The organism is Actibacterium sp. XHP0104 (assembly GCF_025751515.1).
In the GTDB taxonomy this organism is placed as follows: domain Bacteria; phylum Pseudomonadota; class Alphaproteobacteria; order Rhodobacterales; family Rhodobacteraceae; genus Actibacterium_D.
On sequence record NZ_JAOWLE010000001.1, the window covers coordinates 561,300 to 578,914 of the forward strand.

Genomic DNA, 17,615 nt, shown 5'->3' on the forward strand with positions numbered 1-17,615 from the left:
TCAGGCTTCCTCGTCGATGCCTTCGTCGTCCGAGGTGGCCGCACCGATTTCGTCGAACAGCTCGGCGATCTCGAATTCGGCTTCGGCCTCGGCCTCGGCAGCCAGTTCCTGGATCGATTTGCCCGAAGCTTGCAGCTGGGCCTCTTCGTCGGAACGGGCGACGTTGATCTGGATGGTCACCGCAACCTCGGGGTGCAGCGTGACGGTGAGGTCATGCAGGCCCAGTTCCTTGATCGGAGCGGTGAGCGAAACCTGTTTCTTGTCGACCGAGAAACCGGCGGCGGTTGCGGCCTCGGCGGCGTCACGCGGGGTGACCGAGCCGTAGAGCGCGCCCGAATCCGATGCCGAGCGAATCACGATGAACTGCTGGCCATCCAGCTTTTCACCCAGGGCGTCGGCCTCTTTCTTGGTTTCCAGGTTGCGGGCTTCCAGCTGGGCTTTCTGGGCTTCGAACGACGCGATGTTGGCGTTCGAGGCGCGCAGGGCCTTGCCTTGCGGCAGCAGGAAGTTGCGGGCGTAGCCGTCCTTGACGGCGACGACGTCGCCCATCTGACCCAGTTTGGCAACGCGTTCGAGAAGGATAACTTGCATCAGGTCTCTCCTTACTTCACGGCGTAGGGCAGCAGGGCAAGGAAGCGGGCGCGTTTGATGGCACGGGCCAGTTCACGCTGCTTCTTGGCCGAGACGGCGGTGATGCGCGACGGCACGATCTTGCCACGCTCGGAAATGTAGCGCTGCAGCAGGCGGGTGTCTTTGTAGTCGATCTTGGGCGAGTTCTCACCCGAGAAAGGGCACACCTTGCGGCGACGGAAAAACGGTTTAGCGGCCATATCTTATGATCCTTTCCTAATGCTGCGCTTAGCGGCGTTCGCGGCGGTTGTCGCGCTCGTCGCGCTTTTGCATCTGCACCGACGGGCCTTCGGCGTGCTCGTCGACCTTGATGGTCAGAACGCGCATCACGTCGTCATGCAGGCGCATCAGGCGTTCCATTTCCTGCACGGCGCCGGCGGGGGCGTCGGTGCGCAGGAAGGCATAGTGGCCCTTGCGGTTCTTGTTGATCTTGTAGGCCATCGTCTTGACGCCCCAGTATTCGCTGTCGACGACTTTGCCGCCGTTGTCAGCCAGTACGGTGGAGAAATGTTCGACAAGGCTTTCGGCCTGCGCGTTGGAAAGGTCCTGACGCGAGATGAAGACATGCTCGTAAAGCGGCATGTGTGCTCCAGTTCTGTTCACGGGCGCATTTCATAGAGTGGCTCGAACCTTCCGCTGCCACTCACGAGAGACTGCGCCGGGTTCAAGTCCTGCGCGGAAGGATGCGCCGTTATACATAGGGGGGCGTGTGATGCAAGGGGGCAGGGCGCGGTTTTCACCCTGTCCGGGCGTTTGGTGCCCTGGGGGTCCGGGGCCCACAACCCTGCCGCGAAATGGGGCCGCGGTTGTCTTATTTTTAACACTTTTGGCCAACAGGGTTAAGGAAACCAGTTGAGGAGAGGCGCCATGAACGCGCAATCGGATTTCAGCAACTTTGGTGCCTCGGGGGCCAAATCGTCGGGGCCTTGGGTTAGTTTGTGTGAGACGAACTGGGGCTATATCATCCGCTCCGATACGCAGTGGAGCAACCGCGCCGCGCTGATCGAGCGCGTTTGTGCGGCTGCGGGTCTGGCTTGCCTGACCGCAGCGGCGCTGCAATGGCTGTTCCCGCCGGCGGCGGCCGGGGTCAGCATGGACTCGACCGAATTCCGCATCATGTCCAGCATGGGTATGGCCATGCCGGCGCTGATGTTCCTGTGGATCTCGGATCGCGGCATGGGGCAGGAAATTCATGTCGACATTCACAAGGGCGAGCTGCGCCAGGGGGTTGTGAACCGCAAGGGCAAGTTCCGTCCGCAGCGCGTGGTGCCCTTTGCCGATGTGGCCAGCGCCTATATCAAGCGGGTCGAAGGTGCCGGCGATCTGTCGCAGCTCTTTGTGCGGATGCGCGATGGCAAGAAGGTGCTGCACCTGGCATCTGGCCGCGAGAACACCCTGCGCCTGCTGCATCAGCGCCTGATCAACGAGATGAAACCCTCCGAGGCCGCCTCGGACGGGTGGGAGCTGGTGGGTCGTCGCCTGCTGCCGGCTGGCCGCACGGCTTGATCTGACAGACTGTACCGATTGTGTTTCCCTCGTGATTGCCTGCCCTGCCTGGCGGGGCGGGCAATCCACGTGCTTACGTGTTGCGGTGAAGACTCAGGGATGGGCTAATCCCGAAATCTTGCAAATCGTGACGTGATCTTGTCGTCATCATCTATTAGTATGCATCTTAGAGAGGTCGGTAAGGTCTCCGCAGATACCGAGGATGAGCAAATGCACAGGAAAGCTGCCGCGTGGGCGAAGCGCTTTCTCTTCTCCGAAGACGGGGCAACCACCAGCGATTTTGTCGTTTTGGCTGCGGCAGTCGTGGGGCTGGGTTTCGCCATGGTCATGACCGTGTCGACCGGCGCCAGCCGCCAAGGCAGTTCGATCAGCCGCGAGCTGAGCGGGATCACCGTCGATGCCTTTGGCAAGCCGCGTGGCGAAGAGGCCACCAGCCTGGGCGGGAACTCGGGGTCGAACTAAGAGCGCCTGCGCAGGGCCTCTGACGCGTGCGCCGGTTCGCCGGGCGCGCCTTTCTCTTGTGAATAAAGTTCCGACCCATTAGACCCTTTGCCAAGAAACCAATGAGAGGGCGGTATGACGCGGGCATTTGTATTTCCGGGCCAGGGGGCACAGACGATCGGCATGGGCAAGGCGCTGGCCGAGGCCTATCCCGAAGCGAAAGCGGTTTTCGATGAGGTCGACGAGGCGCTGGGTGAAAGCCTGAGCAGCCTGATCTGGGAGGGAGAGCAGGACGCGCTGACCCTGACCCAGAACGCGCAGCCCGCGCTGATGGCGACCTCTCTTGCGGCGATGCGCGCGTTGCAGGCCGAGGGCGTGACGATCTCGGCCGCGGCCTATGTGGCGGGGCATTCGCTGGGCGAATACTCTGCCCTGGCCGCCTCTGGCGCGCTGAGCGTTGCCGATGCGGCGCGGCTCTTGCGCACCCGTGGTCTTGCGATGCAGCAGGCCGTTCCGGTCGGTGTCGGCGCCATGGCGGCCCTGCTGGGGCTGGATTTTGCCACCGCTGACACGCTTGCCCAACGGGCGGCGAAAGATACCCAGAAAGTGTGCCAGGCGGCCAATGACAACGATCCTGCGCAGGTGGTGATCTCGGGTCATGCCGAGGCTGTGCAGCACGCGGTCGAGCTGGCGCGCGAAGCGGGCGCCAAGCGGGCGGTGATGCTGCCCGTGTCTGCCCCGTTCCATTGCAAGCTGATGGAACCCGCCGCCGCCGCCATGGCCGAGGCGCTGAGCCATGTGGATATCAATGAACCTGCCGTGCCGCTGGTCGCGAACGTGCTGGCGCATGATGTGGTTCAGCCGGACACGATCCGCTCGTTGCTGGTGGACCAGGTGACCGGTTCGGTGCGCTGGCGTGAATCGGTGGAATGGATGGTGCATCACGGTGTGACCGAGTTCTGGGAAATCGGGGCCGGCAAGGCGCTGTCGGGCATGATCCGGCGTATCGAGAAATCGTCGGCGACCCGTGCCGTGGGCACGCCCGAAGAGGTCAAGGCCGCAGCGGAAAGCCTGGCCTGAGCCGGCACGACAATCGAGGAAAGACAAGAATGTTCGATCTGACGGGAAAATGCGCGCTGGTGACCGGCGCGTCGGGTGGCATTGGCGGGGCGATCGCACGCGCGCTGCACGCGCAGGGCGCGACGGTGGGTCTGTCGGGCACGCGTGAGGCGCCCTTGCAGGCGCTGGCGGCCGAGCTGGGCGAGCGCGCCCATGTGCTGGTGTGCAACCTGGCCGATGACGAGGCGCTGGCCGGTCTGCCGAAACAGGCGGCCGATGCGATGGGCGGGCTGGATATCCTGGTGAACAATGCCGGTATCACCCGCGACAACATCTTCATGCGCATGTCGGCCGAGGAATGGCAGCAGGTGCTGGATGTAAACCTGACCGCGCCGCAAAAGCTGTCGAAGGCCGTGATCCGCAGCATGATGAAGGCCCGCTGGGGCCGGATCATCAACATCACTTCGGTGGTGGGGCGCACGGGCAATGGCGGCCAGGCCAACTATGCCGCCGCCAAGGCCGGCCTGGTGGCCATGTCGAAATCGCTGGCGCAAGAGGTTGCCAGCCGCGGCATCACCGTCAACTGCGTGGCCCCCGGCTTTATCGCCACGGCCATGACGGACGAGCTGACCGACGATCAGAAATCCAAGATCCTGGGCGCGGTTCCGGCCGGGCGCATGGGTACCCCTGAAGAGATCGGCGCCGCCGTGGCCTATCTGGCCAGCGACGAGGCTGCCTATGTCACCGGGGCCACGCTGCACGTCAATGGCGGCATGGATATGGTGTAAACCCGCGCAAGGCAGGTGCCGAAAGCGTTTGCCTTGTGTTTCCTTTGTGCTATAGCGGCGCAGATTTCGCCATTGGCGCATAGCGCCTGCTGGCAACGAGCGGTCCCATGGGGCCAAGTGAAAGAACTGGGCATATGCCCGCGACCTATGAGGAATTGATATGAGCGACATCGCAGATCGCGTGAAAAAGATCGTTGTCGAGCACCTGAGCGTGGAAGAAGACAAGGTCACCGAGAACGCCTCTTTCATCGACGACCTGGGCGCTGACAGCCTGGACACCGTCGAACTGGTCATGGCCTTCGAGGAAGAATTCGGCATCGAGATCCCCGATGACGCCGCCGAGACCATCCAGACCTTTGGCGATGCGGTGAAGTTCATCACCGAAGCTTCGTAATCACACCCTTCGGGACAGTGATTGAACGGCGTCCTGAACGGGCGCCGTTTTCCTTTTGCAGGTGCGCGAATCCATGCCGGTTTGCGCGATGCTCTTGCCCCTGCGGATGAAAGCGCGGTATCAGGGCGATAGATCAACCAAGAGGGTGTAAAGGCATGCGTCGAGTAGTTGTCACCGGGCTGGGAATGGTTTCACCGCTGGCTTGCGGTGTTGAGGAAAGTTGGAAGCGGCTGTTGGCTGGGCAATCGGGCGCGGGCCTGATCACCCGGTTTGATGCCTCTAATGTCACCACCAAATACGCCTGCGAAATCCCCTTGGGGGATGGCAGCGACGGCACGTTCAACCCCGACGACTGGATGGAGCCGAAAGAGCGCCGCAAGGTCGACGATTTCATTCTTTATGGCATGGCCGCCGCCGTGCAGGCGGTCGAGGATTCGGGCTGGAAGCCCGAGGACACCGAAAGCCGCGAGCGCACCGGTGTCATGATCGGGTCGGGTATTGGCGGGCTGTCGTCGATTGCCGATACGGCCGTTCTGATCAAGGAACGCGGGCCGCGCCGGGTGTCGCCCTTCTTTATTCCGGGCGCGCTGATCAACCTGATCTCGGGCCATGTGTCGATCCGTTACGGGTTCAAGGGCCCCAACCACGCGGTTGTGACTGCCTGTTCGACCGGGGCCCATGCCATTGGTGATGCGGCCCGTCTGATCATGTGGGGCGATGCCGATGTGATGGTGGCCGGCGGCGCAGAAAGCCCGATCAGCGAGATCGGGATTGCCGGGTTCAACGCCTGCAAGGCGCTGTCGACCAAGCGCGAGCATGAGCCCCAGAAAGCCAGCCGTCCCTATGATTCTGATCGTGACGGGTTTGTCATGGGCGAGGGCGCGGGTGTCGTCGTGCTGGAGGAATACGAGCACGCCAAGGCGCGCGGCGCCAAGATCTATGCCGAGATCCTGGGCTATGGCCTGTCGGGCGACGCCTATCACATCACTGCCCCCTCCGAGGATGGCGAAGGTGGCGAGCGCGCGATGCGCAACGCCATCAAGAGCGCCGGAATCGACGCGGGCGATATCGATTATATCAACGCGCATGGCACCTCGACCATGGCCGACACGATCGAGCTGGGCGCCGTTGAACGAGTGCTGGGCAATGCTGCGGCCAAGGCGACCATGTCGTCGACCAAGTCGTCGATCGGGCACCTGTTGGGGGCTGCTGGGGCGGTCGAGGCAATCTTCTCGATCCTGGCGCTGCGCGACCAGATCGCGCCGCCGACGATCAACCTGGATAACCCCGCCGTCGAGCCCAAGCTGAACCTGGCGCCCAACGAGGCCCAGCCGCGTGAGATCAACATCGCGCTGAGCAACTCTTTCGGCTTTGGCGGCACCAACGCCTCGCTTGTCATGGGCAAGGTCTAGGTCGGTATGTGGCGGTCAATTGCCTCGAATGCGCTGACGCTGTTCGTCGTCGGCCTGGTTCTGCTGGGCGGCGTGATCCTGTGGGGCAAGGGCCAGTATACTGGCGCCGGCCCGCTGGAACAGGCGATCTGTTTGCAGGTCAAACCCGGCAGCACCATGCGGCGCGTGTCGGAAGACCTGGCCGCGCAGGGGGCGATCTCGGATGCGCGCATTCTGCGGATCGGGGCCGATTACTCGGAGAAGGCCGGGCAGCTTAAGGCGGGCAGTTTCCTGATCGCGCCGGGCGCGTCGATGCAGCAGATCGTCGATCAGGTCACCACGTCGGGGCGCTCGACCTGCGGGACCGAGGTGAATTTCCGCATCGGTGTGTTGCAGGCCGAGTTGCAGGTGCGCGAGCTGGACCCCGAAACCAACGCCTATGTCGAGGTTATGGCCTTTGATCCGGGCGAGGGGGCCGCGCCGGCGGACTATGCCGCGCTGACCCAAGAGGCAGACGTGCGCTATCGCGTGGTGCTGGCCGAGGGTGTGACCAGTTGGCAGGTGGTGAACGAGCTGATGCAGGCCGAGTTCCTGACCGGCGAGGTGGCGGATCTGCCTGCAGAGGGTGCGATGGCGCCCGACAGCTATGAGGTGGTGCGCGGCGCCGACCGGGCCGAGCTGATCGCGCGGATGGAGGCCTCGCAGGCGGCAACGCTGGCCGAGCTGTGGGAGGGGCGTGCCGAGGGTCTGCCGCTGAACAGCCCCGAGGAAGCATTGATTCTGGCGTCGATCGTCGAGAAGGAAACCGGTGTGGCCGAAGAGCGCCCGCAGGTGGCCAGCGTGTTCATCAACCGGCTGAACAAGGGCATTGCCTTGCAGACCGATCCGACGGTGATTTATGGCCTGACCCTGGGCAAGGGCGCCTTGGGGCGCGGGTTGCGGCGCAGTGAGCTGCGGAAAGAGACGCCCTATAACACCTATGTCATCAACGGCCTGCCGCCCACGCCGATTGCCAATCCGGGCCGTGCCTCGATCGAGGCGGCGCTGAACCCGGCCGAGACAGAGTTCATCTATTTCGTGGCTGATGGCACCGGTGGGCATGCTTTTGCGACGACGCTGAAAGAGCATAACGCCAATGTTGCGAAATGGCGCAAGATCGAGGCGGAGCGATCCAATCAATGAGATAAGGCCGGCCCGGTGGGCCGGTTTTTCTGGCCTCCGGCAGAGGTATTTGGGCCAAGATGAAGGGCGCTGGCTGGTTATTCATCTGTTAACCTATTGTTAATAATAAACTTCTTGACTTTGCGCGCGGCCCAAAGTATACCTTGTGACAAGCTGGAAGAAGTGGGTAAGCGGCACGGGGGTGACCCCGGCGCCGCTTTTTCATTTCGCTCGTGCGGAGCGGCATGAGGGGCGGTTTAGACCATATGACAATGTTTTCTCCTATCGGGGGCGAGATTGCCGCGCAGGCAGTGCTTGAGGCGGCAGAGGCGCATTACGCACGCACGATCGCGATGCTTGATTCCCTGATTTCAGAAATTGCAGCGGGCCGGTCGGCCCGGGCGAAAGAGCTGAGCAAGGCTCTGGGCGATCTGAGCAAGGCCGCCCAGACCGCGTTTGACGAAAGGTCGAAAGTTGAAAAGCGGATCCGAAATGAAACCGGGGCAGGGGATGGCTATGCCCTTGACCTTGCCGAGGCACGGGCTGAGATCGGGCGCCGACTGGATTGCCTGCGCGACGCCCGAGGACCAGGCGGAATTTCTGGCGGGGCTGAGTGAGGGGGCGCTGTTGGCGCTGCCCTATCTGTTCGAGTTCTGGGCCTTGCCGCATCAGTTGCCCCCGGGGGGTGACTGGCGCAGCTGGGTGATCCTGGGCGGGCGCGGCGCGGGCAAGACGCGTGCCGGGGCCGAGTGGGTGCGCGCCCAGGTCGAAGGGGCGCGGCCGATGGATGCGGGTGCGGCGCGGCGGGTGGCGCTGGTGGGCGAGACGCTGGACCAGGTGCGCGAGGTGATGGTGTTTGGCGATAGCGGCATTCTGGCCTGCTCGCCGCCCGATCGCCGCCCGAAATGGGAGGCCACGCGCCGTCGGCTGGTCTGGCCCAATGGCGCGGTGGCCCAGGCGTTTTCGGCGCATGAGCCAGAGAGTTTGCGCGGGCCGCAGTTCGACGCGGCGTGGGTGGATGAGCTGGCCAAGTGGAAGCGCGCGGAAGAGGCGTGGGACATGTTGCAGTTCGGTCTGCGTCTGGGGCCGTCGCCACGGCAGTGCGTGACCACGACGCCGCGCAACGTGCCCGTGCTGCGGGCCATTCTGGACAGCCCGTCGACGGTTACAACCCATGCCCCGACCGAGGCGAACCGGGCCTATCTGGCGGCCTCGTTCCTTGAAGAGGTTCGGGCGCGCTATGCGGGCACGCGGTTGGGTCGGCAAGAGCTGGATGGTGTGATGCTGGATGCGGTCGAGGGCGCGCTGTGGACGACAGCGATGTTCGAGGCCGGGCGGCTGGATCAGGCGCCGGCGCTTGATCGGATCGTGGTTGCGGTCGACCCGCCGGTCACGGGCCATGGCGGATCGGATGAATGCGGCATTCTGGTGGTGGGCGCGCGGGTTCAAGGTGACCCGCAGGATTGGCGGGCGGTCGTGCTGGAGGATGCCAGCGTGACCGCCGCATCGCCCACCACCTGGGCCGAGGCAGCGATTGCCGCGATGGAGCGGCACGGGGCCGAGCGGTTGGTGGCCGAGGTGAACCAGGGCGGTGATCTGGTCGAGACCGTCTTGCGGCAGATTGATCCGCTGGTGCCTTATCGCAGCCTGCGGGCAACGCGGGGCAAGGCCGCGCGGGCCGAGCCGGTGGCGGCGCTGTACGAGCAGGGGCGCGTGGCGCATCTGCGCGGGCTGGGCGCGCTGGAGGATCAGATGTGCCTGATGACGCCGCAGGGCTATCGTGGCAAGGGCAGCCCGGACCGTGTAGATGCGCTGGTCTGGGCGATACATGAGCTGTTGATCGAGCCGGCTGCCCATTGGCGGCGGCCACGGGTGCGCAGCCTGTAACACAACCAAACTTGGACGATCGCGGCCTTTCGGCCGTGCAGCCTGCCCGATCGGTGCGGGCTTTTTTCATTGCGGAACGGGGCAGCAAGGAGAGATGAGATGGGTTTCAACATGTTCCGGCGGGCGGCGCCGGAGGTGCCAGAGAAAAAGGCCAGCGCCACGGGGCCGGTGATGGCCTGGGGGGCGGCGGGCCGGGTGGCCTGGACGCCGCGCGATACGGTGTCGCTGACGAAATCGGGCTTTGCGGGCAATCCGGTCGGGTTTCGCTCGGTCAAGCTGATTGCCGAGGCGGCGGCGGCGCTGCCGCTGGTGTGTCAGGACCGCGAGCGCCGCTATGAGGTGCATCCGGTGATCGACCTGATGCGCCGCCCGAACGGGGCGCAGGGCCGGGCCGAGCTGTTCGAGGCGCTTTACGGCCAGATCCTGCTGTCGGGCAATGGTTATGTCGAGGCCGTGGCCAGCGAGGCGGGCCTGCCGCTGGAGCTGCATGTGCTGCGCTCGGACCGGATGCGGGTGGTGCCGGGGGCCGATGGCTGGCCGGTGGCCTATGAATATGCGGTGGGCAACCGTAAGCACCGGTTCGACATGACGGCGGGCATGGCGCCCATCTGTCATATCAAGAGCTTTCATCCGCAGGATGACCATTACGGGCTGTCTCCGATGCAGGCGGCGGCGACGGCGGTGGATGTGCACAACTCGGCCTCGCGCTGGTCAAAAGCGCTGTTGGACAATGCAGCGCGGCCGTCGGGGGCGATTGTCTATCGCGGCGCAGACGGGCAGGGCAGCATGACCGAAGAGCAATACCTGCGCCTGCAGGACGAGATGGCCAGCTATCACCAGGGCGCGGCCAATGCCGGGCGTCCGATGCTGCTGGAAGGCGGGCTGGACTGGAAACCGATGGGGTTCAGCCCTTCGGACATGGAATTCCAGAAGACCAAGGAAGCCGCCGCGCGCGAGATTGCCGTGGCCTTTGGCGTGCCGCCGATGCTGTTGGGTATTCCCGGCGACGCGACCTACGCGAATTACCAAGAGGCCAACCGCGCCTTTTACCGCCTGACGGTGCTGCCGCTGGCGGCGCGGGTGACGGCGGCGGTGTCCGAGTTCCTTAGCGGGTTCGCGGGCGAGGTGGTCGAGCTGCGCCCCGATCTGGACCAGGTGCCCGCGCTGGCCACCGAGCGCGATGCGCAATGGCGCCGGATCGCCGATGCCGGGTTCCTGACGGATGCGGAAAAGCGGGCGTTGCTGGGGCTGCCACGGCTGGCAGATGACGCATGAGCACCCACCCCGAGCGCAGCGGGTCAAAGTTTCTGTATGCGCCCTTTGAGGTGGCCAATGCCCGCATAGAGGCCAACGAGCGCGTGGCCCAGGAACGCTGGGCGGCGCTGGAATACCGGCTGGGCCGGATCGAGGCCAGCCAGGAGCGCGTCGAGCGCCGGCTGTGGCTGGCGGTTTACGGGGTTGTGGCGGTGATCCTGGCGCAGGGCGTCAGCTCGCTTTTGTCGATAACGCCATGAAAGAGGACATTCGAATGGAGTTGGAACACAAGTTTTGCCGCAGCGAGAGCCTGCTGACGGTGACCGATGGCACGCTGGTCGAGGGCTATGCCAGCCTCTTTGGCAAGACCGATCAGGGCGGCGACGTGGTGCAGCGCGGTGCCTATGGCAAGTCGCTGGCGGCGCTGATGGCGGCGGGGCGGCGGGTCAAGATGCTGTGGCAGCACGACCCGGCCCAGCCGATCGGGATCTGGGACGAGGTGCGCGAGGATGAGGTCGGGCTGTACGTCAAGGGCCGCCTGCTGACCGAGGTCGAGCGCGGGCGCGAGGCCGCCGCGCTGATCGAGGCGGGCGCGATTGACGGGCTGTCGATCGGCTATCGCACCAAGCGGGCCGAAAAGGATGCCAGCGGGCGCCGCCTGCTGAGCGAGCTGGAGCTGTGGGAGGTGTCGCTGGTGACCTTCCCCATGCTTCCCGATGCGCGGGTCGGCGCCAAGGCGGGTGATCCCGCCGACGCGGTGCTGCGCGAACTGGCGCAGGCGTTCGACGGCGCGCGCCGCGAGATGCTTGGGCGCTAGGCGCCCGGGCCAAAGGCAACATCTCAGGATCAGGAAAAGCCATGACCGAGACCAAATCGGGCGCGTCCGACGCGCCGGTAGCGCAGGTGAAATCCGCGATTGCGGGTTTCATGAGCGAATTCAAGTCGTTCCAGGACGACATCACCATCAAGCTGAACAAACAGGAAGAGCGACTGACCATGCTGGATCGGAAATCCCTTATCACCGGGCGTCCCGCCCTTTCCTCGGCCACCCTGGTCGAGGCCCCGCACAAGAAGGCCTTTGAGGCCTATCTGCGTTCGGGCGACGATGATGCGCTGCGCGGCCTCGAGCTGGAGGGCAAGGCCCTGTCGACCGCTGTTGCCGCCGAGGGCGGTTACCTGGTCGATCCGCAGACCTCGGAGACGATCAAATCGGTGCTGAAATCGACCGCCTCGATCCGTTCGGTGGCCCAGGTCGTGACCGTCGAGGCGACCTCGTTCGACGTGCTGGTGGATCACACCGAATTCGGGTCGGGCTGGGCGTCGGAAACCGGCACCATGACCGAGACCGCCACCCCCCAGATCGAGCGCGTGACCATTCCGCTGCATGAACTCAGCGCCATGCCCAAGGCCAGCCAGCGCCTGCTGGATGACAGCGCCTTTGACATCGAGGGCTGGCTGGCCGGCCGCATCGCCGACCGTTTCGCCCGCGCCGAGGCCGCCGCCTTCATCAACGGCGATGGCGTCGACAAGCCGACCGGCATTCTGACCCATACCCAGGCGCCCGAAGCGTCGTGGGCCTGGGGCAGCCTGGGTTATATTGCCACCGGCACCGATGGCGATTTCGATGCCGTTTCGCCGTCGGATGCCATTCTGGATCTGGTCTATTCGCTGGGCGCCGAATACCGCGCCAACGCGACCTTCGTGATGAACTCGAAGACCGCCGGCGTGGTGCGCAAGATGAAGGATGCCGATGGCCGCTTCCTGTGGACCGACGGCCTGCAGGCGGGCGAGCCTGCGCGCCTGCTGGGCTATCCGGTGCTGGTGGCCGAGGACATGCCCGATATCGCGTCCAACACCACCGCGATCGCATTCGGCGATTTCGATGCCGGTTACACCGTCGCCGAACGCCCCGATCTGCGTGTGCTGCGTGACCCGTTCTCGGCCAAGCCGCATGTGCTGTTCTATGCCACCAAGCGCGTGGGCGGTGATGTCAGCGACTTTGCCGCGATCAAACTGCTGAAATTCTCGCTGGCCTAAGGCCCGGGATAGGCCGCTCCCGCAAACGGGGGCGGTTCAGGCGCGCGTCTCGCCGGGGTGGTCCGGGGCGTTGTCCAGCTGCTCCCTCCGTATGAGCAACGCCGGGGCGCGCGCCTGTTTTTGCCGGGGGGCAAACAGGAGAATTTACGCATGATGCTGATCGAGCAGACAACCGTGCCCGCCAATGCCCTGCCGGTGGCACAGTTGCGGGACCATTTGCGCCTGGGCACCGGGTTTGCGGATGACGGGGCCGAGAATGCGCTGCTGGAGGCGCTGCTGCGCGCGGCCATGGCGGCGGTTGAGGGGCGCACCGGCAAGGTATTGCTGAGCCGGTCGTTCACCTGGCAGCTGATGGCCTGGCGCGATGGCGAACGCCAGCCGCTGCCGGTGGCGCCGGTGAATGCGCTGAACGCGCTGCGGGTGGTCGACCGGCACGGCATTGTGGCCGTGGTCGATGCAGGCGCCTATCGGCTGGAACGCGACACCCATCGCCCGCGCCTGGCGGCGGATGGGCTGACGCTGCCGACCATTCCCTATGGCGGGCAGGCCGAGGTGGATTTCGATGCGGGCTTTGGCACCCAATGGGATGCGGTGCCCGAGGATCTGGCCCAGGCGGTCATGTTGCTGGCCGCGCATTACTACGAACATCGGTCCGAGGCGGCCTTTGCCGAGGGCGGTATGCCCTTTGGCGTGCTGGCCCTGTTGGAACGCTGGCGCACGGTGCGCATGCTGGGCGGGGGTGCGATATGAGCCGCCTGCCGAGACTGAGCCGCCGCCTGGTGCTGGAGGCGCCGCAGCGCGTGGCTGATGGGGCCGGCGGCTGGAGCGAGGCGTGGCAGGTGCTGGGCACCTTGCCGGCCGAGGTGATCGCAGGCGCGGGCCGGGAACGCGCCGGGCAGGGCGCGGCGCTGTCGCGCATGGCCTATCGCATCACCGTGCGCGGGGCGCCGGTGGGGGCTTCGTTCCGCCCGCAGGCGGGGCAGCGGTTTCGCGAGGGTGGCCGGGTGTTTCACATCCAGGCCGTGGCCGAACGCGACCCTCGCGGCGCCTATCTGATCTGTTTCGCAGAAGAGGAGAACGCGGCATGAGCTATGGCGCGGCGGCCGCCCTGCAGGCGGCGGTGTTTCAACGGCTGGCGGCGGATGCGCCGCTGGCGGGCGTGGTCGGCGGCGCGATCTATGACGCGGTGCCGCCGGGCGAATTGCCCGAGACCTATGTCAGCCTCGGCCCCGAAGAGGCCCGCGACCGATCGGATGCGACGGGCGGCGGGGCTTTGCATTTTTTCACCATCAGCGTGGTCACCACGGCGGCCGGCTTTGCAAATGCCAAGGCGGCTGCGGCGGCTGTGTCGGATGCCTTGGTGGATGCGCCGCTGGTGCTGAGCCGGGGCGTGCTGGTGGGGCTGGGTTTTGAGAAAGCGCGGGCGCGGCGGGTGCAGGAGGGCGACACGCGTCGCATCGACCTGACCTTTCGCGCGCGGATCGACGACAACTGAGACAATCTGGAGAGTGACAAATGGCGGCCCAGAACGGCAAAGACCTTTTGATCAAGATCGACCTGACCGGCGGCGGCCAGTTCGAAACCATCGCGGGCCTGCGCGCCACGCGTATCGCCTTTAACGCCGAGCAGGTGGATGTGACCAGCCTGGAATCGACCGGTGGCTGGCGCGAGTTGCTGGCGGGTGCCGGTGTGAAATCGGCCGCGATCTCGGGCTCGGGCGTGTTTCGCGACGCGGCCTCGGACGAGCGCGCGCGGCAGATTTTCTTTGACGGCGAAGTGCCCGGATTTCAGGTGATCATCCCCGATTTCGGCGTGGTCGAGGGGCCGTTCCAGATCACCTCGGTTGAATATTCGGGCAGCTATAACGGCGAGGCCACCTATGAGCTGAGCCTTGCCTCGGCTGGCGTGCTGACCTTTACGGCGCTGTGATGGTGAACCCTTACGCGGGCGAGGTCGCGCTGGTGCTGGATGGGCAGCGGCATGTGCTGAAGCTGACGCTGGGCGCCTTGGCCGAGCTGGAAACCGCGCTGGAGGCGGACACGCTGATCGGGTTGATCGAGCGGTTCGAGGGCGGCGCGTTTTCCACTCGCGACGTGCTGGCGTTGCTGCTTGCGGGGCTGCGGGGCGGGGGCTGGCAGGGGTCTGCCGCCTCTCTGGCGCAGGCCGAAATCGGTGGCGGGCCGGTCGAGGCGGCCCGTGTGGCCGGTGCGCTGATCACCCGTGCCTTCAGCATTCCGCGGTCCGATGACGCGGTTTGATTGGCCGGGCCTGATGCGGGCCGGGCTGCTTGGGCTGCGGCTGCGGCCCGAGCAGTTCTGGGCGCTGACCCCGGCAGAGCTGCTGATGATGCTGGGGCATGGCCAGGGGCCAGCGCCCATGGGACGCGCGCGGCTGGATCAGCTGGCGCGCGCCTTTCCCGATAGCTGTGAGAGGTCAGAGACATGAAGGAACTGGACACGTTCGACGACAAGGTCGCCGCGCTGGAGGAAAACCTGGCGCAGGGCTCTGCGCAGGCCCGGCAATTCGAGGCTGAGCTGACCCGGATGCGGGAAAGCGTGACGCTGACCAGCCGCGAGGTGGCCACCCTGTCGGGCGCCATTGGGCGCGGGCTGCGCGGGGCGTTCGAGGGGCTGGTTTTCGACGGGATGAAACTGTCGGATGCGCTGCGCGATGTGGCGCAGTCGATTTCAGCGGCGGCCTATAACGCGGCGATCACGCCCATTCAAAAGGAACTGGGCGGCTGGATCGCCTCGGGCGTCGAGGGGATCGTCGGCAGCATGGTGCCTTTTGCCAAGGGCGGGGCGTTCACCCTGGGGCGCGTGACGCCCTTTGCCACCGGCGGCGTGGTCAGCGGCCCGACCTATTTTCCGATGCGGGGCGGCACCGGCCTGATGGGCGAGGCCGGGCCCGAGGCGATCATGCCGCTGACCCGCGGCCCTGACGGGCGTCTGGGCGTTCAGTCCCAGGGTGGCGGCCAGCCGGTGCATGTGACGATGAATATCTCGACCCCCGATGTGCGCGGGTTCGAGCGCAGCCAAAGCCAGATCGCCGCCGCCATGAGCCGCGCGATCAGCCGTGGCCGCCGCAACAGCTAGGAGGAAGCAATGGCTTTTCACGAGGTGAGGTTTCCCGCCAATCTGAGCTTTGGCTCGGTGGGCGGGCCCGAACGGCGCACCGAGATCGTGGCGCTGGCCAACGGGTTCGAGGAACGCAACACGCCCTGGGAACATGCGCGCCGGCGCTATGACGCGGGGGTTGGGCTGCGGTCGCTGGATGACGTGGATGACCTGATCGCCTTTTTCGAGGCGCGGCGCGGCCCGCTTTACGGGTTTCGCTGGAAGGACTGGTCGGATTTCAAATCGTGCAAGCCTTTGTCGGAGGTCGGGCCGCTGGATCAGGTGATCGCGGTGGGTGATGGTGTCACGACCGAGTTTCAGCTGACCAAGACCTATGCCTCGGGCGGGGCGAGCTATGTGCGCGATATCCGCAAGCCCGTTGGTGGCACGGTGATGGTCGCTGTCGACGGGCAGCCGCTGGTCGAAAGCATCGGGTTCACGGTGGATACGGCCTCGGGCGTGCTGTCGCTGGACTATCCGCCCGATATCGGGGTCGACGTGACCGCAGGCTATGAGTTCGACGTGCCGGTGCGGTTCGACACCGAGGTGATCCAGACCTCGGCGTCAAGCTTTCGCGCCGGTGACGTGCCGCGGGTTCCGATCGTGGAGGTGCGGCTGTGAACGGTGTTTCGGAAAGCTTGCAGGCGCATCTGGATACGGGCGCCACGACGCTGTGCCGGGCCTGGGCGCTGACGCGGCGTGACGGGGTGGTGATGGGGTTCACCGATCATGACGGTACGCTTGAGTTTGACGGGCTGACCTTTCGCCCGCAAACCGGCATGAGCGCGAAGGCCCTAGTGCAGACCACCGGCCTGTCGGTCGACAACACCGAGGCCATCGGTGCGCTGAGCGACGCGGCGGTGCGCGAGGCCGATATTCTGGCCGGGCGCTATGACGGGGCGCGGATCTCGGCCTGGCTGGTGAACTGGGCCGAACCCGAACAGCGGATTTTGCAGTTTGCGGGCGAGATCGGGGAAATGGTGCGCGCGGGCGGCGCGTTTCGGGCCGAACTGCGCGGGTTGACCGAGATGCTGAACCTGCCGCACGGCCGTGTTTATCAGCATGCCTGCTCGGCGGTTCTGGGCGATGCGGCTTGCGGTTTTGACATCAATAATGCCGGTTATAGCACTGAAGTTTCGTGTGAAAACGTGACCGATGGTCGGGTGTTCCTGTTTTCGGATCTTGGTGGGTTTGACGCACGCTGGTTCGAGGCTGGCACGCTGCATGTGCTGGACGGGTACGGGGCGGGTCTGATCGGCGTGATCAAGAATGACCGCCAGGACGGCGACACGCGCAGGATCGAGCTGTGGGAAAGCCTGCGGGTGGATGTGCGGCCCGGTGATCAGCTGCGGCTGGTGGCGGGTTGCGACAAACGCGCCGAAACCTGTCGTGTGAAATTCAACAATTTCATGAACTTCCGTGGCTTTCCGCATATCCCTGGAGAGGACTGGCTGGTCAGCTATCCGGTGTCGGGTGGGGCCAATGATGGCGGCAGCCTGAACCGATGACGGCCATCGGCGATAAGGTGGCAGTGCTGGCGCGTGATTGGCTGGGCACCCCCTATCGGCATCAGGCTGCGGTTAAAGGTATTGGATCTGATTGTCTTGGACTTGTCAGAGGCTTGTGGGCCGAAGCTTATGCATGCGATCTGCCAATGACGCCGCCATATTCCCAAGATTGGGCCGAAACCGGCCGTGACGAGGTGTTGCGCATTGCGCTCGAGCAAATGCTGATCGCGCGGCCTTTGGGCAGCGCCGGTTCGGGTGATGTCTTGCTGTTCCGCGTCAAGTCGGGCGCGCTGGCCAAGCATCTGGGGGTGCAAAGCGCCGTTGGCGCGCAGCCCCGGTTCATTCACGCCTATTGGGGGCATGGGGTTGTCGAAAGCCCGCTGAGCCCCCCCTGGGCGCGCCGGATCGTGGCGCGCTTTGCATTTCCTGAGGTGGAGTAGACG

The 17,615-nt window shown here is 65.2% G+C and carries 25 protein-coding genes; 22 read left to right on the top strand and 3 right to left on the bottom strand.

Going from position 1 to position 17,615, the window contains the following annotated elements:
- Genes rplI through rpsF form a run of 3 tightly spaced genes read right to left on the bottom strand, consistent with a single transcriptional unit; the run spans position 1 to position 1,212 of the window.
- Positions 1–591: a 50S ribosomal protein L9 gene (gene rplI / locus OE856_RS02895; protein ID WP_263714539.1), complete on the bottom strand. Its 591-nt coding sequence runs from the start codon at positions 589–591 to the stop codon at positions 1–3.
- A gap of 11 nt (positions 592–602) precedes the next feature.
- Positions 603–830, bottom strand: a complete 228-nt coding sequence (rpsR, locus tag OE856_RS02900) for a 30S ribosomal protein S18 (RefSeq protein ID WP_263714540.1) — start codon at positions 828–830, stop codon at positions 603–605.
- Positions 831–858: 28 nt separating this feature from the next.
- A complete protein-coding gene (rpsF, locus tag OE856_RS02905) occupies positions 859–1,212 on the bottom strand; it encodes a 30S ribosomal protein S6 (RefSeq protein ID WP_166499574.1) in 354 nt (117 codons plus the stop codon).
- A 285-nt stretch (positions 1,213–1,497) separates the two neighbouring features.
- Here rpsF and OE856_RS02910 point away from each other — a divergent pair, with 285 nt between their 5' ends.
- From OE856_RS02910 to OE856_RS03015, 22 genes are all read left to right on the top strand, one after another.
- On the top strand, positions 1,498–2,136 hold the full coding sequence (locus OE856_RS02910) for a hypothetical protein (protein ID WP_263714541.1): 639 nt from the start codon (positions 1,498–1,500) through the stop codon (positions 2,134–2,136).
- A gap of 210 nt (positions 2,137–2,346) precedes the next feature.
- On the top strand, positions 2,347–2,598 hold the full coding sequence (locus OE856_RS02915) for a hypothetical protein (RefSeq protein WP_263714542.1): 252 nt from the start codon (positions 2,347–2,349) through the stop codon (positions 2,596–2,598).
- A 114-nt stretch (positions 2,599–2,712) separates the two neighbouring features.
- The gene (gene fabD / locus OE856_RS02920) at positions 2,713–3,657 is read left to right on the top strand and encodes an ACP S-malonyltransferase (protein WP_263714543.1); all 945 of its coding nucleotides are present in this window, start codon (positions 2,713–2,715) and stop codon (positions 3,655–3,657) included.
- A gap of 29 nt (positions 3,658–3,686) precedes the next feature.
- Positions 3,687–4,424, top strand: a complete 738-nt coding sequence (fabG, locus tag OE856_RS02925; RefSeq protein WP_263714544.1) for a 3-oxoacyl-[acyl-carrier-protein] reductase — start codon at positions 3,687–3,689, stop codon at positions 4,422–4,424.
- A gap of 160 nt (positions 4,425–4,584) precedes the next feature.
- The gene (locus tag OE856_RS02930) at positions 4,585–4,818 is read left to right on the top strand and encodes an acyl carrier protein (RefSeq protein WP_071674857.1); all 234 of its coding nucleotides are present in this window, start codon (positions 4,585–4,587) and stop codon (positions 4,816–4,818) included.
- A gap of 155 nt (positions 4,819–4,973) precedes the next feature.
- A complete protein-coding gene (gene fabF, locus OE856_RS02935; RefSeq protein WP_263714545.1) occupies positions 4,974–6,230 on the top strand; it encodes a beta-ketoacyl-ACP synthase II in 1,257 nt (418 codons plus the stop codon).
- A gap of 6 nt (positions 6,231–6,236) precedes the next feature.
- Positions 6,237–7,391, top strand: coding sequence for an endolytic transglycosylase MltG (gene mltG / locus OE856_RS02940; protein WP_263714546.1), 1,155 nt, complete (start codon positions 6,237–6,239; stop codon positions 7,389–7,391).
- A 495-nt stretch (positions 7,392–7,886) separates the two neighbouring features.
- The gene (locus OE856_RS02945) at positions 7,887–9,257 is read left to right on the top strand and encodes a DNA-packaging protein (RefSeq protein ID WP_263714547.1); all 1,371 of its coding nucleotides are present in this window, start codon (positions 7,887–7,889) and stop codon (positions 9,255–9,257) included.
- Between the two features lie 99 nt (positions 9,258–9,356).
- Positions 9,357–10,532 (top strand): phage portal protein, encoded by a 1,176-nt coding sequence (locus tag OE856_RS02950; protein WP_263714548.1) that lies wholly within the window; start codon positions 9,357–9,359, stop codon positions 10,530–10,532.
- Positions 10,529–10,771, top strand: a complete 243-nt coding sequence (locus tag OE856_RS02955; RefSeq protein ID WP_263714549.1) for a hypothetical protein — start codon at positions 10,529–10,531, stop codon at positions 10,769–10,771. The genes OE856_RS02950 and OE856_RS02955 overlap by 4 nt, the downstream gene beginning before the upstream one ends.
- Positions 10,772–10,785: 14 nt before the next feature.
- Entirely contained in the window at positions 10,786–11,328 is a 543-nt protein-coding gene (locus tag OE856_RS02960) for an HK97 family phage prohead protease (RefSeq protein WP_263714550.1), read from the top strand.
- A 41-nt stretch (positions 11,329–11,369) separates the two neighbouring features.
- Positions 11,370–12,548, top strand: a complete 1,179-nt coding sequence (locus OE856_RS02965) for a phage major capsid protein (RefSeq protein WP_263714551.1) — start codon at positions 11,370–11,372, stop codon at positions 12,546–12,548.
- 150 nt (positions 12,549–12,698) lie between these two features.
- On the top strand, positions 12,699–13,298 hold the full coding sequence (locus OE856_RS02970) for a head-tail connector protein (RefSeq protein ID WP_263714552.1): 600 nt from the start codon (positions 12,699–12,701) through the stop codon (positions 13,296–13,298).
- Positions 13,295–13,636: a head-tail adaptor protein gene (locus OE856_RS02975; protein ID WP_263714553.1), complete on the top strand. Its 342-nt coding sequence runs from the start codon at positions 13,295–13,297 to the stop codon at positions 13,634–13,636. The genes OE856_RS02970 and OE856_RS02975 overlap by 4 nt, the downstream gene beginning before the upstream one ends.
- Positions 13,633–14,043 (top strand): DUF3168 domain-containing protein, encoded by a 411-nt coding sequence (locus OE856_RS02980; protein ID WP_263714554.1) that lies wholly within the window; start codon positions 13,633–13,635, stop codon positions 14,041–14,043. The genes OE856_RS02975 and OE856_RS02980 overlap by 4 nt, the downstream gene beginning before the upstream one ends.
- 20 nt (positions 14,044–14,063) lie before the next feature.
- A complete protein-coding gene (locus OE856_RS02985; protein WP_263714555.1) occupies positions 14,064–14,477 on the top strand; it encodes a phage major tail protein, TP901-1 family in 414 nt (137 codons plus the stop codon).
- Positions 14,477–14,806: a gene transfer agent family protein gene (locus OE856_RS02990; protein ID WP_263714556.1), complete on the top strand. Its 330-nt coding sequence runs from the start codon at positions 14,477–14,479 to the stop codon at positions 14,804–14,806. Before OE856_RS02985 ends, OE856_RS02990 begins: the two co-directional genes overlap by 1 nt.
- Entirely contained in the window at positions 14,793–14,993 is a 201-nt protein-coding gene (locus tag OE856_RS02995; protein ID WP_263714557.1) for a rcc01693 family protein, read from the top strand. The genes OE856_RS02990 and OE856_RS02995 overlap by 14 nt, the downstream gene beginning before the upstream one ends.
- Positions 14,990–15,643: a phage tail tape measure protein gene (locus OE856_RS03000; RefSeq protein WP_263714558.1), complete on the top strand. Its 654-nt coding sequence runs from the start codon at positions 14,990–14,992 to the stop codon at positions 15,641–15,643. Before OE856_RS02995 ends, OE856_RS03000 begins: the two co-directional genes overlap by 4 nt.
- 9 nt (positions 15,644–15,652) lie before the next feature.
- Complete coding sequence (locus tag OE856_RS03005; RefSeq protein WP_263714559.1) at positions 15,653–16,285, top strand: DUF2460 domain-containing protein; 633 nt, start codon at positions 15,653–15,655, stop codon at positions 16,283–16,285.
- Entirely contained in the window at positions 16,282–17,172 is an 891-nt protein-coding gene (locus OE856_RS03010; protein ID WP_263714560.1) for a DUF2163 domain-containing protein, read from the top strand. Before OE856_RS03005 ends, OE856_RS03010 begins: the two co-directional genes overlap by 4 nt.
- The gene (locus OE856_RS03015) at positions 17,169–17,612 is read left to right on the top strand and encodes an NlpC/P60 family protein (protein WP_263714561.1); all 444 of its coding nucleotides are present in this window, start codon (positions 17,169–17,171) and stop codon (positions 17,610–17,612) included. The genes OE856_RS03010 and OE856_RS03015 overlap by 4 nt, the downstream gene beginning before the upstream one ends.
- Positions 17,613–17,615: the final 3 nt, after the last annotated feature.